This is a genomic window from Pseudodesulfovibrio thermohalotolerans (assembly GCF_021353295.2).
Lineage (GTDB): Bacteria > Desulfobacterota > Desulfovibrionia > Desulfovibrionales > Desulfovibrionaceae > Pseudodesulfovibrio > Pseudodesulfovibrio thermohalotolerans.
This window is the reverse complement of the sequence record NZ_CP120635.1, coordinates 3,628,553-3,654,851: the sequence shown is the minus strand read 5'-3', so window position 1 is coordinate 3,654,851 and position 26,299 is coordinate 3,628,553. Positions and strand designations below refer to the sequence as shown.

Annotated in this window: 31 protein-coding genes and 1 pseudogene; 15 read left to right on the top strand and 17 right to left on the bottom strand. The window is 63.5% G+C overall.

Features of this window, described 5'->3' with window-relative positions:
* The first annotated feature begins 152 nt into the window (after positions 1–152).
* Complete coding sequence (gene fumC, locus LF599_RS17170; RefSeq protein ID WP_279521666.1) at positions 153–1,541, top strand: class II fumarate hydratase; 1,389 nt, start codon at positions 153–155, stop codon at positions 1,539–1,541.
* 79 nt (positions 1,542–1,620) lie between these two features.
* Here fumC and LF599_RS17165 read toward each other — a convergent pair whose 3' ends face one another.
* The gene (locus LF599_RS17165) at positions 1,621–2,262 is read right to left on the bottom strand and encodes a DUF2959 domain-containing protein (protein WP_269940496.1); all 642 of its coding nucleotides are present in this window, start codon (positions 2,260–2,262) and stop codon (positions 1,621–1,623) included.
* A 64-nt stretch (positions 2,263–2,326) separates the two neighbouring features.
* On the bottom strand, positions 2,327–3,220 hold the full coding sequence (locus LF599_RS17160) for a LysR family transcriptional regulator ArgP (protein WP_279521665.1): 894 nt from the start codon (positions 3,218–3,220) through the stop codon (positions 2,327–2,329).
* A 158-nt stretch (positions 3,221–3,378) separates the two neighbouring features.
* On the opposite strand from LF599_RS17160, the gene LF599_RS17155 reads away from it, so the two are divergent.
* Positions 3,379–3,990: a LysE/ArgO family amino acid transporter gene (locus LF599_RS17155; RefSeq protein ID WP_279521664.1), complete on the top strand. Its 612-nt coding sequence runs from the start codon at positions 3,379–3,381 to the stop codon at positions 3,988–3,990.
* A gap of 31 nt (positions 3,991–4,021) precedes the next feature.
* Here the strand turns inward: LF599_RS17155 and LF599_RS17150 are convergent, their stop codons facing one another.
* A complete protein-coding gene (locus LF599_RS17150; RefSeq protein ID WP_279521663.1) occupies positions 4,022–4,315 on the bottom strand; it encodes a hypothetical protein in 294 nt (97 codons plus the stop codon).
* Between the two features lie 116 nt (positions 4,316–4,431).
* On the opposite strand from LF599_RS17150, the gene LF599_RS17145 reads away from it, so the two are divergent.
* The 7 genes from LF599_RS17145 to LF599_RS17115 all read left to right on the top strand — a co-directional run bounded on the left by LF599_RS17145 (position 4,432) and on the right by LF599_RS17115 (position 8,552).
* The gene (locus LF599_RS17145; RefSeq protein ID WP_279521662.1) at positions 4,432–4,887 is read left to right on the top strand and encodes a cereblon family protein; all 456 of its coding nucleotides are present in this window, start codon (positions 4,432–4,434) and stop codon (positions 4,885–4,887) included.
* 68 nt (positions 4,888–4,955) lie between these two features.
* Entirely contained in the window at positions 4,956–5,567 is a 612-nt protein-coding gene (locus tag LF599_RS17140; RefSeq protein ID WP_279523116.1) for a YigZ family protein, read from the top strand.
* Between the two features lie 93 nt (positions 5,568–5,660).
* Positions 5,661–6,107, top strand: a complete 447-nt coding sequence (locus LF599_RS17135) for a hypothetical protein (RefSeq protein ID WP_279521661.1) — start codon at positions 5,661–5,663, stop codon at positions 6,105–6,107.
* A 102-nt stretch (positions 6,108–6,209) separates the two neighbouring features.
* Positions 6,210–6,809: a LemA family protein gene (locus LF599_RS17130; protein ID WP_279521660.1), complete on the top strand. Its 600-nt coding sequence runs from the start codon at positions 6,210–6,212 to the stop codon at positions 6,807–6,809.
* 13 nt (positions 6,810–6,822) lie between these two features.
* Positions 6,823–7,602 (top strand): TPM domain-containing protein, encoded by a 780-nt coding sequence (locus LF599_RS17125; protein ID WP_279521659.1) that lies wholly within the window; start codon positions 6,823–6,825, stop codon positions 7,600–7,602.
* A gap of 17 nt (positions 7,603–7,619) precedes the next feature.
* Positions 7,620–8,258 carry a TPM domain-containing protein gene (locus LF599_RS17120; protein ID WP_269940502.1) on the top strand — a complete coding sequence of 213 codons (639 nt, stop codon included), beginning with the start codon at positions 7,620–7,622 and terminating at the stop codon, positions 8,256–8,258.
* An 84-nt stretch (positions 8,259–8,342) separates the two neighbouring features.
* Positions 8,343–8,552: a hypothetical protein gene (locus LF599_RS17115; protein WP_269940503.1), complete on the top strand. Its 210-nt coding sequence runs from the start codon at positions 8,343–8,345 to the stop codon at positions 8,550–8,552.
* A 197-nt stretch (positions 8,553–8,749) separates the two neighbouring features.
* On the opposite strand, the gene LF599_RS17110 is transcribed toward LF599_RS17115, so the two are convergent.
* The 12 genes and pseudogenes from LF599_RS17110 to phnG all read right to left on the bottom strand — a co-directional run bounded on the left by LF599_RS17110 (position 8,750) and on the right by phnG (position 18,525).
* A complete protein-coding gene (locus LF599_RS17110; RefSeq protein ID WP_279521658.1) occupies positions 8,750–9,328 on the bottom strand; it encodes a hypothetical protein in 579 nt (192 codons plus the stop codon).
* A gap of 14 nt (positions 9,329–9,342) precedes the next feature.
* A pseudogene (locus tag LF599_RS18360) lies at positions 9,343–9,471 on the bottom strand (helix-turn-helix domain-containing protein); the annotation flags it as partial.
* Positions 9,472–9,698: 227 nt separating this feature from the next.
* Positions 9,699–10,802: a phosphonate ABC transporter, permease protein PhnE gene (phnE, locus tag LF599_RS17105; RefSeq protein ID WP_279521657.1), complete on the bottom strand. Its 1,104-nt coding sequence runs from the start codon at positions 10,800–10,802 to the stop codon at positions 9,699–9,701.
* A 5-nt stretch (positions 10,803–10,807) separates the two neighbouring features.
* The gene (phnD, locus tag LF599_RS17100) at positions 10,808–11,692 is read right to left on the bottom strand and encodes a phosphonate ABC transporter substrate-binding protein (protein WP_279521656.1); all 885 of its coding nucleotides are present in this window, start codon (positions 11,690–11,692) and stop codon (positions 10,808–10,810) included.
* Between the two features lie 71 nt (positions 11,693–11,763).
* Positions 11,764–12,585: a phosphonate ABC transporter ATP-binding protein gene (phnC, locus tag LF599_RS17095; protein WP_269940507.1), complete on the bottom strand. Its 822-nt coding sequence runs from the start codon at positions 12,583–12,585 to the stop codon at positions 11,764–11,766.
* 157 nt (positions 12,586–12,742) lie between these two features.
* Positions 12,743–13,906 (bottom strand): alpha-D-ribose 1-methylphosphonate 5-triphosphate diphosphatase, encoded by a 1,164-nt coding sequence (locus LF599_RS17090; protein ID WP_279521655.1) that lies wholly within the window; start codon positions 13,904–13,906, stop codon positions 12,743–12,745.
* Position 13,907: 1 nt separating this feature from the next.
* Positions 13,908–14,606 carry a phosphonate C-P lyase system protein PhnL gene (phnL, locus tag LF599_RS17085; protein ID WP_279521654.1) on the bottom strand — a complete coding sequence of 233 codons (699 nt, stop codon included), beginning with the start codon at positions 14,604–14,606 and terminating at the stop codon, positions 13,908–13,910.
* Positions 14,607–14,614: 8 nt separating this feature from the next.
* Positions 14,615–15,397, bottom strand: coding sequence for a phosphonate C-P lyase system protein PhnK (gene phnK / locus LF599_RS17080; RefSeq protein ID WP_279521653.1), 783 nt, complete (start codon positions 15,395–15,397; stop codon positions 14,615–14,617).
* Positions 15,394–16,332, bottom strand: a complete 939-nt coding sequence (locus LF599_RS17075; protein WP_279521652.1) for an alpha-D-ribose 1-methylphosphonate 5-phosphate C-P-lyase PhnJ — start codon at positions 16,330–16,332, stop codon at positions 15,394–15,396. Before LF599_RS17075 ends, phnK begins: the two co-directional genes overlap by 4 nt.
* A complete protein-coding gene (locus LF599_RS17070) occupies positions 16,329–17,438 on the bottom strand; it encodes a carbon-phosphorus lyase complex subunit PhnI (RefSeq protein WP_279521651.1) in 1,110 nt (369 codons plus the stop codon). The genes LF599_RS17075 and LF599_RS17070 overlap by 4 nt, the downstream gene beginning before the upstream one ends.
* Before the next feature lies 1 nt (position 17,439).
* Complete coding sequence (phnH, locus tag LF599_RS17065; RefSeq protein ID WP_269940510.1) at positions 17,440–18,036, bottom strand: phosphonate C-P lyase system protein PhnH; 597 nt, start codon at positions 18,034–18,036, stop codon at positions 17,440–17,442.
* A 9-nt stretch (positions 18,037–18,045) separates the two neighbouring features.
* The gene (gene phnG / locus LF599_RS17060) at positions 18,046–18,525 is read right to left on the bottom strand and encodes a phosphonate C-P lyase system protein PhnG (RefSeq protein ID WP_269940511.1); all 480 of its coding nucleotides are present in this window, start codon (positions 18,523–18,525) and stop codon (positions 18,046–18,048) included.
* Positions 18,526–18,606: 81 nt separating this feature from the next.
* On the opposite strand from phnG, the gene phnF reads away from it, so the two are divergent.
* The 6 genes from phnF to LF599_RS17030 all read left to right on the top strand — a co-directional run bounded on the left by phnF (position 18,607) and on the right by LF599_RS17030 (position 24,082).
* Positions 18,607–19,326, top strand: a complete 720-nt coding sequence (gene phnF, locus LF599_RS17055) for a phosphonate metabolism transcriptional regulator PhnF (RefSeq protein ID WP_279521650.1) — start codon at positions 18,607–18,609, stop codon at positions 19,324–19,326.
* Positions 19,327–19,543: 217 nt separating this feature from the next.
* On the top strand, positions 19,544–20,194 hold the full coding sequence (locus LF599_RS17050; protein WP_279521649.1) for a DapH/DapD/GlmU-related protein: 651 nt from the start codon (positions 19,544–19,546) through the stop codon (positions 20,192–20,194).
* Positions 20,191–20,910, top strand: a complete 720-nt coding sequence (locus LF599_RS17045) for a DUF1045 domain-containing protein (RefSeq protein WP_279521648.1) — start codon at positions 20,191–20,193, stop codon at positions 20,908–20,910. Before LF599_RS17050 ends, LF599_RS17045 begins: the two co-directional genes overlap by 4 nt.
* Positions 20,907–21,476, top strand: coding sequence for a phosphonate metabolism protein/1,5-bisphosphokinase (PRPP-forming) PhnN (gene phnN, locus LF599_RS17040; RefSeq protein WP_269940518.1), 570 nt, complete (start codon positions 20,907–20,909; stop codon positions 21,474–21,476). Before LF599_RS17045 ends, phnN begins: the two co-directional genes overlap by 4 nt.
* A gap of 96 nt (positions 21,477–21,572) precedes the next feature.
* Positions 21,573–22,136, top strand: a complete 564-nt coding sequence (locus tag LF599_RS17035) for an Hsp20/alpha crystallin family protein (RefSeq protein WP_279521647.1) — start codon at positions 21,573–21,575, stop codon at positions 22,134–22,136.
* Between the two features lie 212 nt (positions 22,137–22,348).
* Positions 22,349–24,082, top strand: coding sequence for a PAS domain-containing sensor histidine kinase (locus LF599_RS17030; RefSeq protein ID WP_279521646.1), 1,734 nt, complete (start codon positions 22,349–22,351; stop codon positions 24,080–24,082).
* A 33-nt stretch (positions 24,083–24,115) separates the two neighbouring features.
* Here LF599_RS17030 and LF599_RS17025 read toward each other — a convergent pair whose 3' ends face one another.
* Positions 24,116–24,853 carry a LutC/YkgG family protein gene (locus LF599_RS17025; protein WP_279521645.1) on the bottom strand — a complete coding sequence of 246 codons (738 nt, stop codon included), beginning with the start codon at positions 24,851–24,853 and terminating at the stop codon, positions 24,116–24,118.
* On the bottom strand, positions 24,846–26,297 hold the full coding sequence (locus LF599_RS17020) for a LutB/LldF family L-lactate oxidation iron-sulfur protein (RefSeq protein WP_279521644.1): 1,452 nt from the start codon (positions 26,295–26,297) through the stop codon (positions 24,846–24,848). The genes LF599_RS17025 and LF599_RS17020 overlap by 8 nt, the downstream gene beginning before the upstream one ends.
* Between the last annotated feature and the right edge of the window lie 2 nt (positions 26,298–26,299).

The following is a 26,299-nucleotide window of genomic DNA, read 5'->3' as shown; positions in this document are numbered from 1 at the left end:
CCGCGAAGCGGAACCGGGGTGTCGGCGGGTTGGGGGGCCTTTATTGAATGCGTTGGGCGGTCGGGGAAAAGAAACGTCGAGATGCTCGACACATTGGTTGAGAGGGGTGTCCGCTTGGGCTAGGATGCCGGAAAGCAGACTTGGGAGGTCGCATGTTCCGAATCGAAACGGACAGTCTCGGCGAGGTCCGGGTGCCGGAGGAAGCGTTGTGGGGCGCGCAGACGCAGCGCGCTCTCACCCTGTTCACCATCGACGGCGAGTTGATGCCCCGGGAAATGGTCCGGGCGTACGCCATTTTGAAAAAAGGGTGCGCCCTGGCAAACGGTGAGGCGGGGAAGCTGGCTCCGGAACGGCAGGACCTCATCGTGACGGTCTGCGACGAGATTCTCGCCGGACAACACGCGGACATGTTCCCGTTGCCGGTGTGGATTTCGGGTAGCGGCACCCAGTTCAACATGAACGTGAACGAAGTCATCGCCAACCGCTGCTCGCAACTGGCGGGCAAGCCCCTGGGCTCCAAGGAGCCGGTTCATCCCAATGACCACGTCAACTTGAGTCAGTCAACTAACGATAACTTTCCGTCAGCCATGTATATGGCTGCCGCCGCTGAAGTTGCCGAAAAATTAATTCCATCCGTCGAAGCCATGCGCGGCGAGCTTAAGGCCAAGGCCGAGGCGTGGGCCGGTATCGTCAAGATCGGCCGAACGCACATGCAGGACGCCACGCCCCTGACGTTGGGGCAGGAATTTTCAGGGTACGCCTCGCTACTCGACGACGACGAAAAACGGATCGAGGACGCCCTGGACGGCGTGTACGAGCTGGCCCTGGGCGGCACGGCCGTGGGCACCGGAGTGAACAGTTGGCCGGGCTTTGCCGAGGCGGCCACGGGATATATCGCGGACCTGACCGGGCTGCCGTTCGTTCCGGCCCGGAATCGGTTCGCGGCGCAGGGCAGTCACGACGCGCTGGTGCACCTGTCGGCGGCGTTGAAGACCCTGGCCAACTCCCTGAACAAGATCGCTTCGGACATCCGGCTGCTCTCCTGCGGCCCGCGCGCCGGACTGGGCGAGCTGGTCATACCGGCCAACGAGCCGGGTTCGTCCATCATGCCGGGCAAGGTCAATCCGACCCAGTGCGAGGCCCTGACCATGGTTTCCATGCAGGTCATGGCCAACGATCTGGCCGTGACTCTCGGCGGAACGTCCGGCTCCCTGGAGATGAATGCCTACAAACCGCTCATCATCCGCAACGTGCTGCATTCCGTGCGGCTGCTGAACGACGGTGTGTTAAGCTTCACGGTCAATCTGCTGGCAGGGCTCGCGCCCGACCGGGAGCGCATCGCGGCGCATGTGTCCCATTCGCTCATGCTGGTCACGGCCCTGACCCCGGTGATCGGCTACGACAAGGCCGCCGAGATCGCGCATCATGCTCACAAGACCGGGCAGAGCCTGCGCGCGGCGGCACTGGAACTCGGGTTGGTGACGGCCGAGGAGTTCGACCGAGTGGTGGTTCCCGAAAAGATGATCCGTCCCCGGGAGTAGGCGCGAAGATTTTTCCGCGACACGAAAAAAGGGCCGACGGCTGATGCCGTCGGCCCTTTCTCATTCGTATGCGCGCCGGTTATTCCAGGGTCTTGATGAAGTCGTCGGCCTCGGCGATGGACTTGTCCATCTCCTTGATGAGGGCGTCCACGTCAGTACGGATGGAGGTCAGCTCGCCTTCGAGGGCGGCCACGGCCTTGGCGTTGAGGTTGTGCTTGAGGTAGAGAACCTGGTCCTCGAACGCCTCCAGCACGGGATACATCTTCTTCTCCGCGTTGCGCATGGCCCTGATGAGGCCGTTGTACCGCTTCTTGGTGGCGGCGAGCTTCTGCTGGCTGGAGCGGCGCAGCTTGGCGCTGGAGTAGAGTTTGATTTCATCGTTCCACTCGTCGAACAGGGCACCGGCAACGTCCTCGACGGAGTCGATCCGCGATTTGACCTGACCGGCTTCGGAAACGCATTCCTCGTACTCGTCGTTGAGCTTCTCATAAACATCCTGGAGCTTGCCGCCGTCGAAATCGACCACGGACTTGAACTGCTCAAGAGCGGAGGCGAACTGTTCCTTGGCGTCCTTCTGGGATTCGCGGGCGTTTTCCACGCGGTCGGAAAGTATTTCCCTCTTGTCGTAACCCATGGACTCCATGGCGGAGTAGTAGGTCTTCGAGCAGCCGTAGGCGGCGAAGAGGGTGAGGACGGACAGGACCAGAGCAAACCGTTTCATGCATGACTCCTTGATTCGGCGTGTGTTTTCCGGTGCATACAACAAAGGGGCGGGTTGGGCAAACCTATGGACGCTGACTGAGCAGGGAGCGCGCGGCGCGGACCAGAGCGTCGGTGAACCCGGCCAGGCGCGCGGATTCGAGGTTCCAGCAATGCCAGTGCAGGCGGACGGTGAAGACGTGGCCGGGCAGCAGGTCCACAAGCTCGCCCCGTTTGAGCCCCGGTTCGGCCTGCTGGTCCGGGAGCATTCCGCACACCCTGCCCGAAGCGATGGCCTCGGGGAATTTCTCGGACGACGGCAGGTAGAAGGGTGCCCGCAGGACAGGGTGTTCACCCAGAGCTTCGGCCAGCAGCGTTTCGTGCATGACGTCCTTGCGGTTGAAGACGAGTATAGGGGCCGCTTCGGCCTCCTCAATGCCGACGCCATCCCGGAACCACTTCGCTTTGTATGACGGAGTGCCATACAAACGGTAATCCATGTCGCCGAGGTATTCCACGCGGCACCCCTGGACGGGATCGGCGCGGTCCGAGACGCAGCCGATGACCTCGCCCGCCTTGAGGAGTTTGAGGGTCTCGGCCTGATCGTCCACGGACAGGTCCAGGAGCACTGCCTCGGTGTCGAGATAGTCGTTTACGGCTGGGAAAAACCAGGTGGCCAGGGAATCGGCGTTGAGGCCGACGGCGAGGGTGTCGAATTCGGCGCGTTTCCGGTCGGTCCCGGCGGCCAGGTCCTCTTCGAGCCGCCTCACCCGGCGATAGTGTCGGAGCATGTCCCGGCCCGCTGCCGTGGGACGCGGCGGCGAGGATCGCACGAGCAGCACGCACCCGGTCTGTTCCTCCAGCAGCTTGATCCGCTGGGACACGGCTCCCTGGGTAAGATGCAGAACCCGCGCGCCCTTTTCGAATCCGCCTTCGCCGATAATGGCCGCGAAAGCCTCGACCAATTTGTAATCCAACATGCTCCATCATTAGCATTGCTAATGGTCCATGAAAACAATTAGTTTTACACGATCATCCCCGGCCTCCTACAACCTCACCGTAAACAATCTCCCCTGACATTGCGTCGCGGCGCAAAAAAGGTCGTGAAAAAAAGAGGATGGGGAACAGGAGTGTTGGAGTGACGCCATTTATACAGGGATACGCCATGGGCGGCGGGCTGATCGTGGCCATCGGCGCGCAGAACGCGTTCGTGCTGACGCAGGGAGTGCGACGCAATCATCATCTGGCGGTGGCGGCGTTGTGCATCCTGTGCGACGGGCTGCTTATCGGGCTTGGGGTGACGGGCGTGGGCGCGGCCGTGGCATCGAATCCGGCTTTGGGGCGCGTTGCGGCCTGGGCCGGGGCGGCGTTTCTGGCGTGGTACGGCCTGACGGCGTTCAGATCGGCCCTGCGCGGCGGTTCCCTGGAGGCGAGAATGGAGGTCGACAGGGGGCTCATGCGGACATTGGCGTTGACCCTGGCCGTGACCCTGCTCAACCCGCACGTGTACTTGGACACCGTGTTGCTTATGGGTTCGATCAGCGGGCGGTTTGCCGGTTCGGCGCGATACGTTTTCGGGCTCGGGGCGTTCGCGGCCTCGGTCACCTGGTTTCTGGCCCTGGGGTTGGGTGGCCGGGCGTTGGCTCCGCTGTTTTCCCGGGAAGCCGCCTGGCGCGTTCTGGACGGGGCGGTCTGTCTGACTATGTGGGCCGTGGCGGTTTCCCTGGTACGGTCCGCGCTCACGGCCTAGCCGCGCCGCCGGTCCCCACGGAGGGACTGCGTTATTTGCCGCTCTCTTCCCGCCTGCCGTGGAGGAAGAGTTTTTCCCAGTCCAGGGGAGCGAGGCTGCGTTGGTTTCGCCATTGGAGGTAGGCCCATCCTTCGGCGGGAATGGTGCGCACCAGGACCCTGTTGACGAACTGCCTGCCGTCGTCGCCGCAGCATTTGCAGGCCCAGCCGCAGATATCGCAGGTGCAGCCGCCCGTCTTCATCATCTCCTTGGCCGTGCCGGAGGTGTCGCAGCAGGCGTCGCAAAGCCGCAGGTGAGGGGAATCGCCGACATTGGTCATGCTCAAGATGTACGGACGCCCGTGGCGGCGGTCAACCCGGAGCGTTTTCCTTTTGCCCGGCCAAGGCTGTCCTGCGCTCGACCAAAGAGGGGCGGTAGCGTATGGTCGGGACGGAGGCCTCTATGATCCTACGCTGCAAGACATCGATTCGCGCGTTGCGCGGGGAGCCGGATCGGGAAACGCCGTCCCCGGGCGGACCCGAGTCCCCGGACGGGCGGCCCGGCGAAAGCCCGGAGCTTTCGGACGCCGAGACCGGCGGCGTTTTGGTCTGCCGGGCGTGCCGGAGCCGGATCACCCGGCGAGACTTCGCCATGGAGGTGAACGGCAGCCATCGGCACGTCTTTTTCAATCCCCACGGGCTGGTCTTCGAGCTGGGCTGTTTCGCCTCGGCGAAAAACCTGCTGCCCGCCGGGCCTGAGACCGACGAATTCACATGGTTTCCGGGGCACCGCTGGCAGGTGGTCCTGTGTACCGGGTGCTCCTCCCAACTCGGCTGGCGATACGTCGGGGAGGCGGGAGGTTTCTTTGGCCTCATTCTCAAGGCGTTGGCGGAGGAGGAGGCGGGCATACGGGGATAGCGCCAGCCTTGCCGGACCTGCGCGGACCGGGGTTGACCCGTCTTCGCGGCGCACGCTACACCGCTTCCATGTCGGAACGTTACCCCATACCCGCCGCCTTTCACCGGGTGGAAGAAAGCATCAAGCGCAGCCGGTTCATCACGTCCATGGGCCACGCTCCGGACGCCGAATCCGCCCGCGCTTTCGTGGCAGCCGTCAAAGAGGAATTTCCTGACGCCACCCACAATTGTTGGGCCTTCAACGCGGGCCCGCCGGGCGACACGGCCTCGGTGGGCTTGAGCGACGACGGCGAGCCGAGCGGCACGGCGGGAAAGCCCATGCTGAACGGTCTGCTCCATTCGGGCGTGGGCGAAATCGTCGCGGTGGTCACCCGGTATTTCGGCGGCACCAAGCTCGGCACCGGCGGACTGGTCCGGGCCTATGCCGGATTGGTCAAGCTCGGCCTGGAGACCCTTCCCCTGCGCGAGATGGTCGTGACTACGCAATTGGCCGTGTCCATTCCCTATTCATCAGTGACCCTGTTCAAGCGGCTGATGCCCGATTTCGAAGCCGAGGTGCTGGAGGAGGCCTTCAGCGACGAGGCCGGGTTCACCTTGGAGTTGCCCGAGGAGCGGGCGGGCGATTTTATCGCCGCAGTGACCGAGCTGACCACCGGACGCGCGAAAATACACGAAAAATGATGGCGCGAGCGGTTGCGAATCGTCCGGAAAATGGGCTAGCCTAAACTAGGCTTTTGATAATCCGGGGTAACAGCAAGGTGCAAAGCAGGTTCCATGTCCACACAGAAATTGCGAGCGATATACAAGCAACTTACCGACAAAATTGAAATTTCAAAAGACAAAGCCCTGTTCGAGATCAAGGAGCTGAAAACAGACCTCAACGAACTGCAACGGCATCTGTCTGGGCGCAAGAAGGAAACGGACATTCAGCCCGAGGACCTTACGCGGTCCGTCTATGAGATCGCCCAATTCCTTCGGGACATGCAGAAGCGGCAGGAGATCCTGGCCGAGATGCAATGCGTGGCCGCCGAGACCGAAGCCGAGGAATATCTGCTGTCGCGTGGGGCCAAGCTCCTTAGCCGGCCCGCCGGCTGGCACTTTCAGACCTCCAAGGAGCGGTTCCTGCTCCACGAGTCCGACACGGTCGCGGCAGCCGCCGAGCTGCGCAGGCTCCTCGCGGCGGGCAAGCGCCTCAAACGGCCCGCAAAGAAAAAGAAATAACAGTCGGTTTCGGGGCAATCCGGTCGGATCGTCTTGACTTTTGCGCTTCCGGGCGCATTTGTACCCAAGCGACATCAACCCCAAACAAAGGGAAAGCAAGCCATGCTCAAACGACTTGTCACGGCCTTCGCGGCCTTGCTTATCGCCACGTCTCTAGCCGGCTGCGGCTACAACGCCATGCAGCAGCAGGAGGAAGAGGTCTTCGCGGCCTGGGGAAATCTTGAGTCCGCCCTGCAACGGCGCGCGGACCTGATCCCCAACCTTGTGGAGACGGTCAAGGGCGCGGCCGCTCACGAGAAGTCCACCCTGACCGCTGTTGTCGAGGCGCGGGCCAAGGCCGTTCAGACCAAAATTTCTCCCGAGATGCTCACCGACAAGAATGCCCTGGCCAACTTCCAGGCGGCACAGGGAGAGCTTTCCTCTGCCCTGTCCCGGCTCATGGTCGTGGTGGAGCGGTATCCCGATCTCAAGGCCAATCAGAATTACCTCGGCCTGCAACATCAGCTCGAAGGCACCGAGAACCGTATCAACGTGGCCCGGCAGCGGTACAACGAAGCGGTCAAGACTTTCAACTTCTCCATCCGCAAGTTCCCCAACTCCTTGACCAACTCGCTGTTGCTCCACCTGGATCGCAAGGAGTTCTTCGAGGCGGCTCCGGACGCCAAGGCCGTCCCCAAGGTGAACTTCGGGTCCGAGTCCTAGGCGGGGTTTGGCGGTGCGACTTCTTTCGAGCAGAACGGCGGGCCTTGTCCCGGCCTTGATCCTGGCCCTGGTTCTGGGCCTGTCCGCCGGGGCCCTGGCCCTGGACGTGCCCCCGTACACCACGCGGGTCAACGATCTGGCCGGGATGATGACCCCGCGGACGCGGCAGACCATTGAAGATCGGCTGGCCGACCTGGAGCGTACCGACTCCACCCAGGTCGCCGTCCTGACCGTCCCGTCCCTCAAGGGCGATTCCCTTGAGGACTTCTCCATCCGGGTCGCCGAGGCCTGGAAAGTCGGCCAAAGGGACTTCGACAACGGGGTCATCCTTCTGGTCAGCAAGGCGGACCACAAAATCCGCATCGAGGTGGGCTACGGCCTTGAGGGAAGGCTGACCGACGTGCTCTCCGGGCAGATCATCGACAACGTCATCTCCCCGCAGTTCAGGGCCGGGCGTTTCGACCAGGGCTTCATTGAAGGCGTTGCCGCCATCTCCGGAGCCGTGCGCGGCGAGTTCACGGCCCTGCCCAAGAAGCGCAAGAGCAAGCTCAACATCCTGGCCATTCTCATCGGTCCCATGATCTTCATCATCCTGCTGACCGAGAAATTCGGCCGACGCAGGATTCCCGGCGCTTCCGAAGGCGTTCGCACGGCCGGGCGCAGCGGTCCCGGCGTCATCTTCTTCCCCGGACCTCGTATCGGCGGGGGCGGCGGATTTGGCGGAGGCGGAGGCGGCTTCGGCGGCTTCGGCGGGGGCGGTTTCGGAGGCGGCGGCGCTTCCGGCGGTTGGTAGGTCAAAGAGGTTCATCCATGAGCAACGCAGATACATTTCTCACCAAGGCGGAACAGGACGCGCTCGTCAAGTGCGTCCAAGAGGCTGAAAAGTCGACGTCCGGCGAAATCGTGCCGGTCATCGCGGACATGAGCTACGACTATCCCCGTGCGGGGCTCATCGGCAGCCTCGTTTGCGGCTCCCTTGCCGCCGTGGCCCTGACCCTGGCCCTGGGCCGCGAGGACATGTGGGTCTTTCTCGCCCTTTTTCTCGCCCTCTTCCTCTGTTTTTCCAGGCTGTTCGACGCCATGCCGGGCTTGAAGAAGCCCTTCATATCCAAGCGGGAGATGCGCGACGAGGTGGCCGAGGCCGCTTTCACCGCCTTTCACGCCCACGGACTGCACAATACCCGCGACAAGACCGGCATCATCATCTACGTCTCGGTCTTCGAGCGTTCGGTCCAGGTGTTGGCCGACAAGGGCATCAACGACCTGGTCAATCCCCTCGCCTGGGAAGAGGTCGTCGCCCTGGTCACCGACGGCATCCGCGCGGGCAGGCCGGGTGAGGCCCTGTGTGCCGGGGTGCGTCGCTGCGGCGAAATGCTTGTCGAACGGTTTCCGGTCAAGCCCGACGATACAGACGAGCTGCCCAACCTGATTATTCAAGGCGGAAAGTAGCCCGCAACGTCACCCAAGGGTCACTGGTTCACCATATTCCCGTAACAACGATTTGGTCTTCTGTGTCAAACATGGAGGTCCCTCATGTGTGCCGCCGTTCCAGCAGCGCTCTTGCTGCTCGTCGTTTTTGCCGCTCTCACCGTGGTGCGTCTGTCCAAGGATGCCCCCAATGCCCGCCTGCTGGCCGGGCTCCTCGAATCCCTCGGCAACGACTCCGGAACCGCAAGGCGGCAAGAAAGGAAACCTCCGTCCGATTCCGCCGCCATGCGTCCCGGCCCGGCCGGGGCGGTCTGACGCGTTGACCGTTGATTTTTGCGAGTGTTGTAAGCTCCCGCTTTGCGGGACTTTTTTTTGGCGCCTTCGGCGCACGGGGGGAAGAGGAGGGGGAAAACCTTTGAAAAGGGTCTTGCGCAACCGGGAACATAGGTAACACTTTTACTGTCCCTGTTTCGGCTCTGGGGGCCTGATCAGGCCCCCAGAGCCGTCCCTTTTCAAAACCCCAGCAGGACCGATCCGGCGTAAACATTCATATCGCGGTTTTGGTTTTCCAGCAGCCCTACCGTGCAACCGCGCAACCCCTGGTTGATGTACCGCATTTTCCCGGCCCACAAGATTTCCCCGCTGCGTTTGACACGCCTGACAACGACGTCCGCATCATATTGAAAATCTGGAATAATAGGGGGACACTGCCGGACTGACCGGGCGTATCGGCTGGCGGGCACGGCCATGCCAAGCGCCTCGTGACCGCGCCGATGGTTGTAAATCCTACGCCAGGAGCGCATAAGCCGTGTCTGCTGGCGCATATTCCAGCCCTTGTAATCCACGGTCCAAACATGATTGGGATGGTCAGGGACGGTCAATTGCCCTGGCCATTGGCGGAAACAAGCGTTGCGTTTCCTCCTTTGCCGCGTCAGCCCTTCCTCTTCCAGGATGACGGCAATGGTGCAGGGAGAGGGGGCCTTAAGGCCCCTGGCACGGAATTCCCCGGCGATCTTGCGGGGACCTTGGCCGGGATTCGCCTTGCGCAGCGCGACAATGGCCTCGCGCATTTCGATGGGCGTCTTGGACACCGGCGCGGCCCTCGGCTCAGCCCGCAGAACCCGTGCGCTCCGTATTTATAGTATCTGTTCAGCCACTTGTATCCCGTCTTCCGGATGATTCCATACTTCCGGCACAGCGACACCATAGGCTCACCCCGCAGTATCGCCTTCATGACAAAATTCCATCTCGCATCCATAGGTTTCACCTCTTTCCAGGGCATGTGCACCTCCAGGCTTCCATGCCCAAAGTGTTACCCATGTTCCCGGACTAATGTGTTACCTATGTACCCGGACTGTACCCTCCTCTTCCCCCTCCGCCCGCCGGAGGCACCCCCTCCATCCAACAACAAAGCCCTCCGCGCGGACGCGGAGGGCTTTGTTGTTGAGGTGTGGTCCGGTGTTAGACGAACTTCCGGCGAAGGATGCCGCAAAGGTAGTCGATGACGGTCACGGAAACGATGACCATAATCATCATGGTGCACACTTCGCGGTAAAGGTAGCCGTTGATCTTGTCGAACATGAGAAAGCCGATGCCGCCCGCGCCCACGAAGCCGAGAATGGTGGCCGAACGGACGTTGGATTCAAAGCGCAGCAGGGTGTAGCTGACGACGAGCGGCATGACCTGCGGGATGACCGAGAAGGCCATGATCTGGGCCGGGCCGGCGCCCGAGGCGGTGACGGCCTCCACCTGGCCGGGTTCGATCTGCTCGATGGCCTCGGAAAAGACCTTGCCCAGGATGCCGAAGGTGTGGATGGCCAGAGCCAACACGCCCGCATAGGGTCCGAGGCCGATGACGGCCACGAAAATGAGGGCCATGACGAATTCATTGAAGCCGCGGCAAAAATCGAGCACGCGCCGCGCGCCGAACTGGCCGAACCAGCGGATGGCCCGTTGCACGGTCCCGTCGCCCTGGACCATCAGCTCCAGCGTGTTCTTGGCCGCGAACATGGCCATGGGGATGGCCGCGATAAAGGCGATGAGCGTCCCCCAGATGGCGATGGCCACGGTTTCGATAAGCGCGCTGGAGTACTCCATGAGATGGGGCCAGGCGGTTTCCGGCGGAAAATATCCGCCAGTCCTTTCGTCGCTGATGCGGTCGTATTCGCTCTGAACGATCCGATCATGCTCAGCAGGGCTCATCTTCGCCATGCGGGCGTCGGCGCGTTTCTGGGCCTCGCGCTGCATGGCCACGGGGTTCAACTCGCGCCCGGAAGCGGTGTATTCCGCCTTGATCTCCTGGTAGGCTTCCTCGAAGGCGATGATGGCGGGCAGACGTTCGGCCTGATCCATGGCCGCCTGCTTGTCGGCATCGTTGAGCTGCCTGCCAAAGAGATATTCAAAGGCGTTCTGGCGCTTGGTGTAGAGCTTGAACGGGTCGATGTCTGTGGAAATGTACGAAGCCACCAGGACCGTCAGGATAATGGCTATCAAGCCCCCCAGGGCGAGCTTCTGAGGGAAGCTCTTCCTGGGGGTGACCTGATCGAGTGTCAGTTCATGACTCATTGTTACTACTTCTTCTTGGCCAGTTCGGCTTTGAGGCGCTTGAGGTAACGGACCATGTCGTAGTCCTTGTCGGAGGTGTGGCGGTAGCCGCCGTTCTGGAGGATTTCCAGAGCCTCGTGGTCATCGTTGATCTTGAGCAGGGAGCCGGCGATGGCGACCTTCAGGCTCTCGGGCAGATCCTTGCGCACGGCGATGGGCGCGCCGGGGATCATGTCGGATTCCTTGATGACGTTGAAGTCTTCCATGGAAGCGGAGCCCTTCTCGATCATGCGGTCAAGGTCGATGTTGTTGGTGGCGGCGACCTGAATGGAACCGTTCTTGACGGCCAGGATGGACGCGCCGTGGGAGCCGGAAAAACGGACCTGAGAGAAGTACTTCTCGGGGTCGATCTTCATGTCGCGGGCGAAGATGACGTTGGGGACCAGGTAACCGGAGGTGGAGTTGGGATCGGTGAAGGCGAAGGTCTTGCCCTTGGCCTTTTCCATGGAGTCGATGCCGGAATCCTTGCGGGTGATGATGATGCCGGTGTAGCCGGGCTGGCCGTCCTTGTTCAGCTCCATGACCACGGCTTCGGCATTGGCCTTTTCGGAGGCTTCAACGTAGCTCTTGGGACCGTAGTAGGCCAGATCGATGTGGTTGTTGGCCATGGCGGTGATGATTCCGTTGTAGTCGGAGGCGGTGAAGATTTCGACCTTGACGCCGAGATCCTTTTCCAGCTCGCGGGCAATGGGCTTGGCGCGCTTGGCGGAATCGGCCGCGCCCTCGGTGGGGATGAAGCCGAGCTTCAGGGTAGTGGGCCAGTCCTTGGGTCCGGCATTGGCCAGACCGGGCAGGGCCACGGTCAGAACCAGGGCCGCCATCATCAGCGCTTTGGTCAGTTTCGAAAGCATTCGGGAATCTCCTGTGATTGTTGTGGTTGACGCAGTTCTTGCCGATCGGCGGCCGGGTCGCTGCCGTATAATCAGGCTGCGGAAAGCTCTTCGAGAGCCTCCTCAGCCTTGTCACCGTAGATGCGCGACACGGTTTCGGCGTCGAGATCGCGGGCCGTGCCGTCAAAAATCAGTTCACCCTTGGACATGCCCAGGATGCGCTTGCCGTAACGCTGGGCGAAATCAATGTGGTGCAGGTTCACGAGCACGGGAATGCCCTTTTCCTCGTGAATCTTCGCGAGAATCTGCATGACCGTCTCGGAGCTGCGCGGGTCGAGCGAGGCGATGGGCTCGTCGGCCAGGAAAACCTCCGGCTCCTGCGCCAGGGCGCGGGCGATGGCCACGCGCTGCTGCTGGCCGCCGGACAGGGCGTCGGCCCGGCGGAACGCCAGGTCGCCGATGCCCACCTGCTGGAGACAGTCGAAGGCGAATTCCCGCTCGGCCTTGGAGAAATGTCGGACCATGGACAGGCACCGCTTCATCGGGTGGGAGTTGAAACGCAGACGGCCGACCAGGACGTTCTCCAACACGGTCAGGCGGCGGACGAGATTGAACTGCTGAAAGATCATGCCCACGCGGCGGCGAACCTGCCGAAGCTGCCCGCCGTTGACCCTGGTGATGTCCTCGCCAAACAGGGAGATGGACCCGCTGGAGGGCCGGACCAGGCGGTTCATGCAGCGAAGCAGGGTGGACTTTCCGGCCCCGGACAGGCCGATGATGACGCAAAAATCGCCGGAATTGACGGTCACGGACACGTCCTTCAGGGCTTCGGTGCCGTTGGGGTACACCTTGCACAGCCCGTTGACGCCAAGGGCTTCGCGTTGCGTGCGTTTACGAATATCGATAGATTTCATGGGGAGCCTCCCGACTCGGTCTTTATCGTGTTTGCGGAGAGGCGGCCGGGCCGAATACGGCGGCTTTCCTCACCATGGAAGGTCTACACATCCCTTGCAACAGAGGTATTGTGACCGCGTGACGTTTTGAAGAAATCGCCGCTTCCCGCCGTAACAATCAGGCCGCGTTTTTTTCCGTGATTTCAGGACGCCCGGAACATCCGGCAGACCACGTCCGCAACACTGCGGGCACACCCTCGATCTCGCGCACGCGAACCAGGTCCGCGCGCAGGCCGCAGCTGATGCGGCCCCGGTCGCCAAGGCCCACGGCATCGGCCGGGTTGGCGCTAATCATGGCCACGGCGTCCGGCAGGGAGAAGCCCAGCCGCTCGCGCAGGGTGAATGCCCCGCCCACGAGGCTGCCCGGCACATAGTCCGAGGAAAGAATGTCCAGCAGTTCCTCTCCGGCCAGATCGCGGGCCGAGACGTTGCCGGAATGGGACGCTCCCCTGACCAGGTTGGGGCCGCCCATGACGATGGAGATGCCCGCGCCGCGCGCCAGCCGGGCGGCTTCGGCGGTGGTCGGGAACTCGGAAATGGCCATGCCCTCGGCCATGGCCTGCCGGACATGCTCGGGCAGGGTGTCGTCGTGGCTGGCCATGGGGATGCTCCGCTCCCGGCAAAGGGAGACGATGCGGGCCCGGTTCAGCTCGGCGCACGATTCCTGGGTGGCAATCATCCTTTTGGACACCTCGTCGAACTCCTCGTCGCTCCAGCTCATGTTGCGGTAGTAGGCCCGGTACTTTTCGGTATCCGTGAACTGCCGCTGGCCCGGAGTGTGGTCCATAAGCGAAACGAGCATGAGCATGGGGTCGTCGATGTGCGGCAGAAGCAGGTCCACCACCTTGGGATCGGAAAATTCACAGCGCAGGTGTAGCCGGTGATCCGCCTTGAGCACTCCGGTGGCCCGCGCCCGCTTGAGCGCCTGGATGGACATGTCCATGATCTTCGAACGTTGGGGGCCGTCGTGATATTCGCCGAGGGACACCGCGTCGAGCACCGTGGTGATGCCCGCGCCCGCCATGGTGTTGTCGTGGGCCAACACCGAAGCCAGCGGATCGGGCCAGAACACGCCCGGCCTGGGTTCCAGTTCCTGCTCCAGGTTGTCGGTATGCAGCTCAACGAAACCGGGCAGAAGATAATCGTTTTCCAGGTCCACGGCGTTGGCCACGGAGCACGGGCCGAAGTCGATGGATTCGATGATCCCGCCCGCTATCCTCACCGAACCGGACACGATCTCGTCGCGCAGGACGATGCGGGCGTTCTTGATGATGCAGTCCATGTTATGCGGCCTCCTTGAAGCTGCGCATTTCAAACAGTCTGTCGGCCACCAGGTCGCGCACTTCCTCATCGTGGAAAATGCCGACGACGGCGGTGCCTCTGGCCTTGGCTTCGTTTATCAACTGGACCACGACCCGCCGGTTCTCGGCGTCGAGGGAAGCGGTCGGCTCGTCCAGGAGCAAAACCGGGTATTCCACGCTAAAGCCCCGGGCGATGTTCACACGCTGCTGCTCGCCGCCGGAGAAGGTGGCCGGGGGCAGGGACCACAGGGTCGAAGGAATGTTCAGCCGCTTCAGCAAAAAGGCGGCCCGGTCGCGGGCGGCGGTGGGATCGCCGGTCAGGGCCAGCAGGGGCTCGGCCACCACGTCCAGGGCGGACACGCGCGGCACCACCCGCAGGAACTGGCTGACATAGCCCATGGTCCTGCTTCGGATGTCCAACACCTGCCGGGGCGTGGCGGAGACGATGTCGACCATCTCGCCTTCGTGGCGGATGCATACGGACCCCGCCTGGGGCCGATAGTTGCCGTAAAGCGAACAGATGAGCGAGGATTTGCCTGCTCCGGAAGACCCGGCCAGGGCCACGCACTCGCCCGCGTTCACATCGAGATCAAGCTTGGAGAAAACCGGAATGACCGTGCCGCCCTGGGTATGCAGGGTGAAGGTCTTGTCCAGGCTACGAACGGAAATCATGGTCGTCATGGCTGCTCCTAGGCCTGCAGGATCGAAGAGACCAGCAGTTGGGTGTAGGGATGTTGAGGGTCGTCCAGGACCTGATCGGTCAGCCCGGTCTCGACCACCTCGCCGCGCTGCATGACCATCAGCCGATGGGCCAGGAGCCGCGCCACGGCCAGATCGTGGGTGACGATGACGACCGACAGCCCGAGGCGGGAGACCAGATTGCGCAGGAGGTCGAGGAGACGCGCCTGGACCGACACGTCCAGGCCGCCGGTGGGCTCGTCCATGAAAACCATCCTCGGCGAGGTGATGAGGTTGCAGGCGATCTGAAGACGCTGCTGCATCCCGCCGGAAAAGGTCTTGGGGAAATCGTCGATGCGTCCGGCGTCGATCTCCACCTCGGCCAGCCACTTGAGGGCCTCGGCCCGGATGTTGCCGTAATGGCGCGCGCCCACGGACATGAGCCGCTCTCCCAGGTTGGCCCCGGCGGTGACGCCGAGCCTGAGCCCGTCGCGCGGGTTCTGGTGGACCACGCCCAGCTCGGTGCGGAGAAGCTTGCGCCGGATCGGCTCGGGACAGCCGTGCACGTCGATGTCGCCGAACTCCCGGGAAGCGTACTCCACGCTTCCGGCGGTGGGGTCGAGCCTGCCGGACAGGCAGGCGAGCAGGGTGGACTTGCCCGAGCCGGACTCGCCCACGATGCCCATGACCTCGCCGGGCCAGAGGTCGAAGGAGATGTCCCGGCAGCCGATCATCTCACCGTATTTCTTGGTGATGCCGCGTACGCGGATCATGGGTTGCGGACAGGCGTTCATGCGTTCCTCCCCTCGTTTTCGGACGCGGCGCCCGTAAGTTCCGCCAGATCCTCGCGGCCGGCCATGGGGCCGAAATGCCCCTGGCTGCGGCGGGTGGCGCAGTAGTCGGTGTCGGAACAGACGAACATGCGCTCGCCCGCATCGTCGAGAATGACCTCGTCCAGATAGCTGTCTTCGGCTCCGCACAGGGCGCAGCACCCGTCCCAGGTCTCCACGGTGAACGAGAAGTCCTCGAAATCCAGGCTCTTGACCTCGGTGTAGGGCGGAATGGCGTAGATACGCTTCTCGCGTCCCGCGCCAAAGACGTGCAGGGCCGGGGAGTTGTCCAGCTTGGGGTTGTCGAATTTGGGAATGGGCGAAGGGCTCATGATGTAACGGCCGTTGACCTTGACCGGATACATGAAGTTGGTGGCGATGCGGCCGTGACGCGCGATGTCCTCGTAAAGCTGGACGTGCATGACCCCGTATTCCTCCAGGGCGTGCATCTTGCGGGTCTCGGTCTCGCGAGGCTCCACCCAGCGCAAAGGCTCGGGGATGGGCACCTGGTAGACCATGATCTGCCCCTCGGTAAGCGGGGTCTCGGGAATGCGGTGGCGGGTCTGAATGACCGTGGCCTCGCCGGTTTTCTCCGTGGTCTCGACGCCGGTTACCCGGGCGAAGAACTTGCGGATGGAGACCGCGTTGGTGGTGTCGTCCGCGCCCTGATCGATGACCTTGAAAATGTCGTCGGGACCGAGGATGGAGGCGGACAACTGGATGCCGCCCGTGCCCCAGCCGTAGGGCATGGGCATCTCGCGTCCGGCAAAGGGCACCTGATAGCCGGGGATGGCCACGGCCTTGAGGATGGCCCTGCGAATCATCCGCTTGGTCTGCTCGTTCAGATATCCGTAATTGTAGCCCGCCTCGGTGGAAGCGGGAGCCTGGGCGACGGTCATGCGGCCTCCCCGGTCTCGGCCTTGGACTCGGCCCGTTTGAGAATTTCGGCCCGCATGGCCCGGACCATGACCAGATCAGCCTGGAAGTCCACGTAGTGCGGGAGCTTGAGGTGCTGGACAAAGCCCTGCGCCTCCACGTTGTCGCTGTGGTAGAGGACGAACTCCTCGTCCTGCGAGGGGGCGACGATGTCCTCGCCCAGCTCGCGCGCCTGAAGGGAGCGGTCCACCAGGGACATGGCCATGACCTTGCGCTCGTTGTAGCCGAAGGACAGTCCGTACCCCCGCGTGAACCGGGGCAACTCGTCCTTTGAGCCCTTGAAGCTCGTGACCATCTCGCACTCAGACACGGTGATGTCGCCGATCTCCACCTCGAAGCCGAGTTCGTCCGGGCAGATGGACACCGCCACCTCGCCCATGCGTATCTCGCCCGCAAACGGGTGGTTGTCGCCGAATCCGCGCTGGCTCGAATAGCCGAGCGCCAGCAAAAAGCCCTCGTCGCCGCGCGCCAGGTTCTGCAACCGCACGTCGCGGGAGGTCGGGAAGATCATGGGGTCCTTGGTGATGTCGCCCACGGGCCTGGTCCCGTCCTCGGCGGGGCGGTCCACCAGCCCTTCGTCGGCCAGAAGATCCATGACCCGCGACAGGGACGGTTCTCCGTCGCCCTCCACGGCCTCCTTGACGGCGGGTTCGGTCGCGCCCCCGGCCGCCAGGGAAAAGTCCAGGAGCCGATGGGTGTAGTCGAAGGTCGGTCCGAGGACCTGTCCTCCGGGGACATCCTTGAAGGTCGCCGAGATGCGGCGGCGGACATCCATGGCCGCGGTATCCACAGGCAGGGAGTCATACAGCCTCGGCAGGGTCGTCCGATAGGCCCGCAGGAGGAAGATCGCCTCCACCAGGTCGCCGCGCGCCTGCTTCACGGCCAGGGCCGCCAGCCACGGGTCGTAGAGCGAGCCTTCGCTCATGACCCGGTCCACGGCCAGGCTCATTTGTTGAAGAATCTGCTCCACAGTCAGTTCCGGGACGGACGCATCCCCCCGGCGCTCCTCGGCCATGAGCCGATGGGCGTTGTCGATGGCCTTTTCGCCACCCTTGACGGCTACGTACACGTTATATACCCACCTGGATCGTTCTCGGGAGCGAGACGATTTCCGTTTGCGTTGCAAGAATCACATCGTAGCCCAGCGGGAACCGCCGGGCGTTCCGTTGCAGGGACCGCCAGAAATCCGGGTTGAGCCCGTCCACGTGCAGCCGGGTCTCGCCCTGAATGCCGGGACCGCTCAACGGAATGCCCCGGCCCACGTTCATGGAGCCGACCTGGATAATCAGGGTGGCGGAACGGTCCGGATATTCGAGATCGCCGGGATGGAACTGGTCGAGATCGGGCAAATCCTGCCCGTCAAGAATGAGGCCGAAGGCCGCGCTCTCGGGCCGTGGCGTGACGGCGCAGCCGCAGTGGAAACGCAGGTAGGTCTGGATGTCCACAGGCGCGGACGGCCCCATCCACAGGGGCGTGTCCATGTCCACCAGGGCCAAGCAGACCGCGGCCGCGGCCGGGTGCAGCCCCTTGGGCGGCTTGGGCCAGTTGCCGAGCACGGTGACCGTGCCGGGCCGGGACATGGTCAGTAGTATGGCCCGGAAAATACGCTGGTTCTCAAGGGCCGGGTCGCGCGGTTCTCTGGCCGCGTCAATGGCGTGTCCTTGCATGAGTTCTCCCTAGTCTTCGCCGCGAACCATGGTGAAGAAGTTCACCTTGGTGGCTGCGGTTTTGGCTGCCCGCTCCCGGCGTCCCTCGGCGAGGGCGTCGGCCAGCGGGTCGATAACGGCCCGGCGCAGGTCCGGGCCCGATTCCGGGTCCTGAAGCAGCGCGTCGAACAGCGCCGCCAATTCGGCGTGCCGCCGATCCCTTCCGGCCACGAATCCGTGGCCCACGCTGCCGTCCTCAAGACGAACGGAACAACGGCACATGGTCATTTCGCCGAGGTTGAACCGTTCACCCCCGGCTTCGGCCCTGGCTCGGACCATGGTCATGCCCACCTCGGGCGGGCGCAGATATTCGTATCGGGGTTCCGGGGCGAGCCGCGCGAAAGCGGCCTCCAGGCCCTCGGTCCCTGTCCGGGCGAGAACCCCCATCCAATCCTTTCTGGCTTTGGTTATCCGGTCCATGGGAGCCTTCATGTCACTATCGGGTTTCATTTCTGTGAAATCCTCTCTGGTTGTCTAGACAACCGGCCGGGCCTGTGCTCTGCCGGGGGAAAAACGATTCGAGGTGCGTCCATGCTCACGCGCGGGAAAGGAGTCGCCCTGTGGCGGCAAATCCATGAGAAATTGAAATCGGCCATCTCCTCCGGCCGATTCGGACCGGGCGAACGGCTGCCCTCCGAGAGCAGCCTGTCCAAGGAGTTCGGCGTCAACCGCCACACCATCCGGCGCGCCCTGTCCGTGCTTGAGGGGGACGGGCTGATCCGCGTGGAGCGGGGACGCGGCTCCTTTGTTCGCGAGCCGGTCATCCACTACCCGGTCAGCCGCCGGACGCGGTTCAGCGAGAACCTCTCCCGCCAACGGCGCACGCCGGGCAACATCCTGCTCCAGGCCGTGGACACCGAAGCAGACCCGCAGGTGGCCGAGGCGCTCGGCATCGAGCCGGGCGAGGTGGTCACCCGCATCACCAGCGCGGGCGAGGCGGACGGAAGGCGCATCAGCTACTCCACGGCCTTCTTTCCCCGCTCCCTGTTTCCGGGCATGGTCCGCGTCTACCGCGAGATGCAATCCGTGACCCGGACGCTGGAGCACTTCGGCGTCGCCGACTACTCCCGCAAACGAACCAGAATCATCGCGCGAATGCCCTCGGCCGAGGAGGCGCGCGAGCTGCGCCAGCCCAAAAGCCGCCCGGTGCTCGTCACCGAAAGCGTCAACGTTGACGAGTCCGGCGTACCCGTTGAATTCGGGGTCTGCCTGTTCGCCAGCGACTGGGTGCAGATTCTGGTTGAGCCGTGATAAGAGCATGTCCGTGTCCGGGGCTTGTCCGGCCCGGAAGTCGGGCCGCGTTCGGCCTCCTGGTAGGACAAGGGCGGGGACGGCACACTAGACAAGTCCGCCACTTGTGCGCTTTAAACCGTGATTTCAAATTGTTGTAACCTGAGCGTCGTTTTTGTCGCGGAAATGATGCGCTTCCGTGCTTTTTCAAACCCGGCGCATTTGTCAGTCAGAACCCATGAACAATCACCCGCACCCCCGAGGTGACGTCCGGCTCGGCCCGGCCCCCTCGATCCATCCCACAGCGGACATCCGCGACAGCTCCCTGGGCGCCTTCACCGAGGTCAGGGAGAACTGCCTGATGCTCGAATCCGTCCTCGGCGACTACGCTTACCTGAGCCCGGGCTGCGACGTGGCCTATGCCGATGTCGGCAAATTCGCCTCCATCGCGGCCGGAGTGCGCATCGGACCGACCAACCATCCCATGTGGCGCGCCTCCCAGCACCATTTCACCTACCGCAGTGAACGATACGGATTCGGCCCTGACGACGAGGCTGTTTTCGAATGGCGGCGCGGCCAGCGGACCCGCATCGGCTGCGACGTGTGGATCGGCCACGGCGCGGTCATCCTGCCCGGCGTGACCGTGGGCCACGGCGCGGTGGTCGGAGCCGGGGCCGTGGTCTCCAGGGATGTGCCCCCCTACGCCGTCGTGGGCGGCGTCCCGGCCCGGATGATCCGCGAACGGTTCCCCTCGCCCGTGCGCCAGCGACTCCTGCGCCTGGCCTGGTGGGACTGGCCGCACGAGTGTCTGCAAAAGGCCCTTCCCGACTTCCGCGAGCTGGGCATCGAAGATTTTCTGAATAAATATGAAGGGAGCGCGAAGGCATGAGCGATTCAACCACCGGACGGTACGGCGTCTACTACGCTCCGGGACGCGACTCCGGACTCGACCGCTTCGGCGCATCCTGGCTCGGCCGTGACAACGAAACGGGCCGGCCCGTGAACGCGGCCCTGCCCGATGGCCTGCCCTCCGACGAATGGCGCGCGCTCACCGAAACGCCGCGCCACTACGGATTCCACGGCACCCTCATGCCGCCCTTCGTCCCGGCGCGCGGCGTGGACGAAACCGGAATCGCGGACCGGCTGGACCGGCTTGCGGGCAATTTGGCCCCGTTCATTCTGGCCCCGCTGTCCGTGCGGGAAATCGGCTCGTTCCTGGCCCTGGTCCCGGTGGAGCAGGTCTGGCTGGCCGAGGCCGCCGAAGCGTGCCTGCGGACCATGCACCCCCTGCGCGAACCGCCCTCGCACGCTGAGAACGAAAAGCGGCGCGCATCGGGCCTCACCCCGGAGCAGGACCAGCTTCTTGAAGAATGGGGCTATCCCTATGTGCTCGGGGAGTTCCGCTTCCACATCACCCTGACCGGACGGGTACAGGACCCGGCCCGGCGCAAACGGCTGGCGGAAATCCTGACAGGTCTCGCCGCGCCCGTCACCGACCGCCCCCACCCCGTCGAAGAACTCTGTCTTTTTCACCAGCCGGACAGGTCCGCCCCGTTCCGGCTGATTCACCGGGCCAGGCTCGGCAACACCAAGGAGAATTCATGACCCGAGGCAATCTGATCTACGTCATCGGTCCTTCCGGCTGCGGCAAGGACTCCATCATGCTCTACGCCCGCAAGCACTGCCCCGGCAGCGAGGCGGCCTTTGCCCATCGCTACATCACCCGCCCGGCCGACGCCGGAGGCGAAAACCACGTGGCCCTGCTGCCCGACGAATACCGCGCCCGACAGGACCTCGGCCTCTTCGCCCTGAGCTGGGACAGCCACGGCAACCGCTACGGCGTGGGTATCGAGATCGACGCCTGGATGGAGGCGGGGCTCAACGTGGTGGTCAACGGCTCCAGGGCCTACCTGCCCGAGGCCGTGCGCCGCTATCCCGATCTGATTCCGGTCCTCGTCTCCGTTGAAACGGACATCCTTCGCCAGCGCCTCATCCTGCGCGGCCGCGAATCCGCCCTGGAGATCGAGGGACGTCTGGAACGGGCCGGGAACTACACCGTCAGTCACCCGGCGCTCAGGCGCATCGACAACAGCGGAGAACTGTCCGACGCCGGACGCGCGCTGCTGGAGCTGGCCCGGAAAAAGCCGGCCCGTATGCGCAGGGCGGTTTAGGAAACTTTCCCCGAACCAGACCCTTGACTGTTTCCGGGCAGGACTTATCAGGAATGTGTCAAAAGGTAATCTTCAACTTCTTCCAAGGAGGACGCTATGGCTATCACCAAGCTGAACCCCTGGAATTGGTTCAAGAGGGAACACGAGCAGACTCTTCCGGTCCGTCGCAACGAACCGGGGGAAAGCGTACCCGCCACACCGCTTGACCAGTTCCACGCAGAATTCGACCGCATGGTCGAGTCCATGTTTTCCGGTTTCGGACTCTCCAACCCCGCTTTCCGCTCCGGCGCGATGCCGTCCCGTATGGGGGACGTCGCCATCAGGCCTAAAGTGGACGTCTACGGCACGGACAAGGAATACGTCATCCAGGCCGATCTTCCGGGCGTCGACGAAAAGGACCTGTCCGTGGAGATCGAGGGCGACGTCCTGATCCTATCCGCCGAGAAGCACAGCGAAGAAAAGGTCGAGGACAAGGGGTACTACCGCGTGGAGCGCGCCTCGGGCGCCTTCCGCAGAGTGCTCAACCTGCCCGAGGACGTCGACCGCGACAAGATCGCCGCCAAGCTGGAGAAGGGCGTTCTCTGCGTCACCATGCCCAGGACCGGCGCGGCGAAAAGCTCGTCACGCAAGATCGACGTCAAAAGTTCGACCCCGGACTGATTCCCCCGCGCACCAGGGTCCTGCGCCCAATGCTGACCCGCCTGGCCCCTCGGGCCGGGCATGTCCTCTAGTAAACGGCCCCCGCCAATTTTGCGGGGGCCTGCTTTTTTCTCGGCCTGTCGCGCAATTATCCCCCGGAGACCATTTGCACAATCGGCCGATTCGGGAGTATGCTCAAAAAACGGGTTCCGTTGCGACAGACAGGGGGATGCATGGACCTGATAATCATCGCTTCCATCGGGATACAGCTCACGGCCGCCGTGCTGGCCTTGTTCCTCATCCCGGAAACGGGCCGCCGCCTATCATGGATACTGATCGCTGCGGGCCTGGTCGGCATGGTGCATCGACGACTCCACACCCTGTATATGTACTGGCAGGGCAAGGCCGTGCTGGACCCGGCCTTCGAACTCATCGGCCTGCTTGTCTCCATCATCATCTTGCTGGGCGTCCTGCAAATCCGGCCCATCTTCCGACAGCTCAAGTCGGCCAACGAGAAACTCGCCCGGAGCGAGGAACGCTTTCGGACCGTGGCGGACTTCACCTACGACTGGGAATACTGGCGCGGGCCGGATGGCGACTTCCTGTACATGTCCCCGTCATGCGAGCGGATAACCGGATATCCCCGATCGGCGTTCATGAAGGAACCGGACCTCATGGTCAGGATCGTGCATCCTGAAGACCGCCCCCTGGTCAAGGCCCATCTGTACAAGGAACACAAACCGCAGGAGACGGACACCCTGGATTTCCGCATCCTCCGGCCCGACGGCACCCAGCACTGGCTGTCCCACAGGTGCGTTCCGGTTACCAACGAAGAGGGCAAGTTTCTCGGAGCCAGGGCCAGCAACCGAATCATAGACCAACGCGTGGAGGCCGAGCAGCGGCTGCGGGAAAGCCGCAGGCTGTATCGCGACCTGGTGGAGCAATCCCACTTCATCGTCCTGGAAGTGGATACCAGGGGCAAGGTCTTCTTCATCAACCGCTACGGACTGGAATTTTACGGATTCGAAGAAGAAGAACTGATCGGCCGCGAAGCGATCGGACCGCTCCTGCCCGAAACCGACGAGCAGGGACTGAACCTGCGCGCCCACTTCCGGGAACTGCTGGAGAGAAAATCCGGCCACGCCTTCACCGAAGCGGAAGTCCTTCGCCGCAACGAGACCAGAGCCACCCTCTCCCTGGGCACTTCCGTCATCGTCGACGAGATGGGCCAGGCGACCGGCGTGCTCTGCATCGGCATCGATATCACCGCGCGCAAGGCGGCGGAAAAGCTGAAGGAGGATGTTGAGCGCATCGTCCGCCACGATCTCAAGTCGCCGCTCATGGGCATCATAGGACTGCCCCGTCTCATGCAGGTCGACGAGAACATCACCGACCGGCAACGGGAAATGCTCCAGGTGGTGGAAGAGGCGGGAATGCAGATGATGGACCTCATCAACCAATCCCTGACCTTGTACAAACTCGAATCCGGCACCTACCGGCACGAGCCGCAGCCCGTGGACTGGCTGGCCATCATCATGCGCGCCGTCCGGGACACCACCCTGCACCGCGAGATGGACTGCCGGGTGAACGCCTCCCTGGACGGACAGACGGTGCGGGACGACATGCGCCTCGACATACAGGGTGACAGCACCCTGCTGTACGGCATGACCGCCAACCTGCTCAAGAACGCGGTGGAAGCCTCGGGCGGACAGCCGGTGCGGGTGGACGTCACGAGCGGCAACCCGTGCGTGCTGGAAATCCGCAACCGCCTGCCCGTTCCCGACGAAGTGCGGCGCAACTTCTTCGACAAGTACTCCACCTACGGAAAGCACAATGGCACCGGGCTCGGCACCTACAGCGCAAAGCTAGCCGCCGAAGCGCATGGAGGCACCATTTCCATGGACACCTCCAATGAAACCGGCACCACTGTGAGGGTCGCCCTGCCGAAAGGCGAACCCCAAGCGTAGTTCATTGGGCGGACAACGCCTTTCCCGCCCGCTCTATCCCGTAATCACGAACAGATGCATCTCCCGCGGCCCATGCGCGCCGTGAACGAGCTGTCCCTCTATATCGGCGGTCTTGGAAGGACCGGAGATGAAGGAGACGGAAGCGGGCAACTCCCCGCGTGCTTCGAGCTGGGCGTATCCCTCGGACAAATCCGCGACCATCCGGTCGAGGGTCACGACCGAAATGAGGATGGACGGCACCAGGGAAACGGCCCTGCCGTGCCCCGGCCCGGTCAACAGGGCTATGGCGGCGCAATCGGCGGCGCACCAGTCCGCGCCCGTAAGGCCGATGTAGGCGCGCTCGGCAATGCCGCGCAGCCGTTGCTTGCCCGCAAGCTCGTCCTCGCCCGGTTCGAAGGCGGCCACATCCACGGCCACGGGGTCCCCTGCCAGCAGCTCGGGGAGCTTGAGCCCATGCAGCACGGGATCGTCGTGCATGAGGATGTGCTTGTCCCCGCCCCACTCGGTTTCCGAGACAAGGGCCAGATTCGCGATACGGCGCCCGGCCTCCTCAAGGTTCTCGGCCGTGTGCACGTTGAGATTCAGGGGAACGGCGCTCTGCCGGAGCTCTTCGAGAAGCTCCAGCCGTCCGGCCCGGTCGCGGTCGGCGCGCTTGAGAAGCTCCTCCAGCTCTCCCTCGGGACGGCTGGAGAAAAGCGTAGCCTCGTCCGGGGCTTGATCCCGGCCCAGGACCTTGCGGATACGATCGAGAAATTGCTGTTCGTTATTCATTGTCGGCTCCATTGAGACGCTTCGCGTGGTCGGTCTTCCACCGCTCGGCAAAGGTCTTTTTGGCGATGGGCGGGAAGTCGCGGGAGGCGGTCCATTTCGCCAGCGGACCGACGCCCTTCCCGAGCACGCCGTTTTTCACGAACGGGACCTGCACGATGCGTCCGGCCTTGACCAGCAGGTCATAGGCGGTGCGGCTCGACATGGCCGCGCCCCACGCCTTGAAGGCGCACGCCTCGGCCCCGTCCACGGGCTCGACGCCCCATTTCTCGTCGCCGTAAGCGAGCATGTACCGCAACTCGGAGAGCATCCGCGGCAGGTCGTTGTGCACCGGGCAAATATCCTTGCACGCCCCGCACAAAGACTCGCCCCGGCAGAGGTCGGCGTGCTTGTTGACGCCTTCGAGAAGAGGCATGAGGACCGCGCCGATGGGGCCACAATAGGTTCCGTTGTAGGCATGGCCGCCGATGCGCCCGTAAACCGGGCAGATGTTCAGGCAGCCGCCGCAGCGGATGCAGGAAAGCACCTCGCGGAACCGGGGATCGGCGAGCATCTTCATGCGCCCGTTGTCGATGATGACCAGATGGAACTCCTCGGGGCCGTCGGTCTCGCCGGGCTGGCGGGGGCCGCCCATGAAGGAGACGTAGGTGGAGACCTTCTGGGCCGACGCGCCCCTGGTCAGCAGGCGCAACAGCATGTCGTGCTCGGCCAGGGTGGCCGTGACCCGCTCCATGCCCATGAGGGCCACATGGACCTTCGGCATGGTTGTGCACATGCGGATGTTGCCCTCGTTGGAGACCAGGCAGACGTGCCCGGTCTCGGCACAGGCGATGTTGCAGCCACTGATGCCCATGTCCGCGCCCAGCAGCTTTTCGCGCAACGCCTTGCGTGCGGCCCGGGTCAGGGTCGGCGGGTCCTCGGAGTAGGGAATCCCAAGCTTTTCCTGGAACAGCTTGCCGATCCGCTTCCGGTTCATGTGGATGCAGGGGGCGATGATGTGCGAGGGCGCTTCACCCGCCAACTGGATGATGTACTCGCCGAGGTCGGTTTCCACCACCTCCACGCCGTTCTCCTCCAGCAGGGGGTCCATGCCTATTTCGGCCGAAGTCATGGACTTGCCTTTGACCGCAAGCCGGACGTTGTTCTTGCGGGCCACTTCCAGGCAGTAGTTGCGGGCGTCCTCGGCCGTGGCCGCGAAATAGACATGCCCGCCGCGCGCCCGGATCTTTTCGGCCAGGGTCGCCAGAACCGCGTCGAGATTGTTCAGGGTGCGCAGCCGCGCCTCCTTGGCCAGGCGGCGGTGTTCCGGGGTTATTTCGTCCCGCCACATCGCCTGCGCGCCTTTGCCCATACCGTTCTGAACCATGCGGATGGCCGCGTGCAGATCCTCGTCGCCGATGGCGTCCCGGGACAGCTCGGAATAGGTCTTGTCGCTGTTTTGCTGCATGG

Coding starts and splice junctions, on each gene's coding strand:
- fumC (WP_279521666.1), top strand. CDS start 153: ATGTTCCGAATCGAAACGGACAGTCTCGGCGAGGTCCGGGTGCCGGAG.
- LF599_RS17165 (WP_269940496.1), bottom strand. CDS start 2,262: ATGAAACGGTTTGCTCTGGTCCTGTCCGTCCTCACCCTCTTCGCCGCC.
- LF599_RS17160 (WP_279521665.1), bottom strand. CDS start 3,220: ATGTTGGATTACAAATTGGTCGAGGCTTTCGCGGCCATTATCGGCGAA.
- LF599_RS17145 (WP_279521662.1), top strand. CDS start 4,432: ATGATCCTACGCTGCAAGACATCGATTCGCGCGTTGCGCGGGGAGCCG.
- LF599_RS17140 (WP_279523116.1), top strand. CDS start 4,956: ATGTCGGAACGTTACCCCATACCCGCCGCCTTTCACCGGGTGGAAGAA.
- LF599_RS17135 (WP_279521661.1), top strand. CDS start 5,661: ATGTCCACACAGAAATTGCGAGCGATATACAAGCAACTTACCGACAAA.
- LF599_RS17130 (WP_279521660.1), top strand. CDS start 6,210: ATGCTCAAACGACTTGTCACGGCCTTCGCGGCCTTGCTTATCGCCACG.
- LF599_RS17120 (WP_269940502.1), top strand. CDS start 7,620: ATGAGCAACGCAGATACATTTCTCACCAAGGCGGAACAGGACGCGCTC.
- LF599_RS17115 (WP_269940503.1), top strand. CDS start 8,343: ATGTGTGCCGCCGTTCCAGCAGCGCTCTTGCTGCTCGTCGTTTTTGCC.
- phnE (WP_279521657.1), bottom strand. CDS start 10,802: ATGAGTCATGAACTGACACTCGATCAGGTCACCCCCAGGAAGAGCTTC.
- phnD (WP_279521656.1), bottom strand. CDS start 11,692: ATGCTTTCGAAACTGACCAAAGCGCTGATGATGGCGGCCCTGGTTCTG.
- phnC (WP_269940507.1), bottom strand. CDS start 12,585: ATGAAATCTATCGATATTCGTAAACGCACGCAACGCGAAGCCCTTGGC.
- LF599_RS17090 (WP_279521655.1), bottom strand. CDS start 13,906: ATGGACTGCATCATCAAGAACGCCCGCATCGTCCTGCGCGACGAGATC.
- phnL (WP_279521654.1), bottom strand. CDS start 14,606: ATGACGACCATGATTTCCGTTCGTAGCCTGGACAAGACCTTCACCCTG.
- phnK (WP_279521653.1), bottom strand. CDS start 15,397: ATGAACGCCTGTCCGCAACCCATGATCCGCGTACGCGGCATCACCAAG.
- LF599_RS17075 (WP_279521652.1), bottom strand. CDS start 16,332: ATGACCGTCGCCCAGGCTCCCGCTTCCACCGAGGCGGGCTACAATTAC.
- phnH (WP_269940510.1), bottom strand. CDS start 18,036: ATGCAAGGACACGCCATTGACGCGGCCAGAGAACCGCGCGACCCGGCC.
- phnG (WP_269940511.1), bottom strand. CDS start 18,525: ATGAAACCCGATAGTGACATGAAGGCTCCCATGGACCGGATAACCAAA.
- phnF (WP_279521650.1), top strand. CDS start 18,607: ATGCTCACGCGCGGGAAAGGAGTCGCCCTGTGGCGGCAAATCCATGAG.
- LF599_RS17050 (WP_279521649.1), top strand. CDS start 19,544: ATGAACAATCACCCGCACCCCCGAGGTGACGTCCGGCTCGGCCCGGCC.
- LF599_RS17045 (WP_279521648.1), top strand. CDS start 20,191: ATGAGCGATTCAACCACCGGACGGTACGGCGTCTACTACGCTCCGGGA.
- phnN (WP_269940518.1), top strand. CDS start 20,907: ATGACCCGAGGCAATCTGATCTACGTCATCGGTCCTTCCGGCTGCGGC.
- LF599_RS17035 (WP_279521647.1), top strand. CDS start 21,573: ATGGCTATCACCAAGCTGAACCCCTGGAATTGGTTCAAGAGGGAACAC.
- LF599_RS17030 (WP_279521646.1), top strand. CDS start 22,349: ATGGACCTGATAATCATCGCTTCCATCGGGATACAGCTCACGGCCGCC.
- LF599_RS17025 (WP_279521645.1), bottom strand. CDS start 24,853: ATGAATAACGAACAGCAATTTCTCGATCGTATCCGCAAGGTCCTGGGC.
- LF599_RS17020 (WP_279521644.1), bottom strand. CDS start 26,297: ATGCAGCAAAACAGCGACAAGACCTATTCCGAGCTGTCCCGGGACGCC.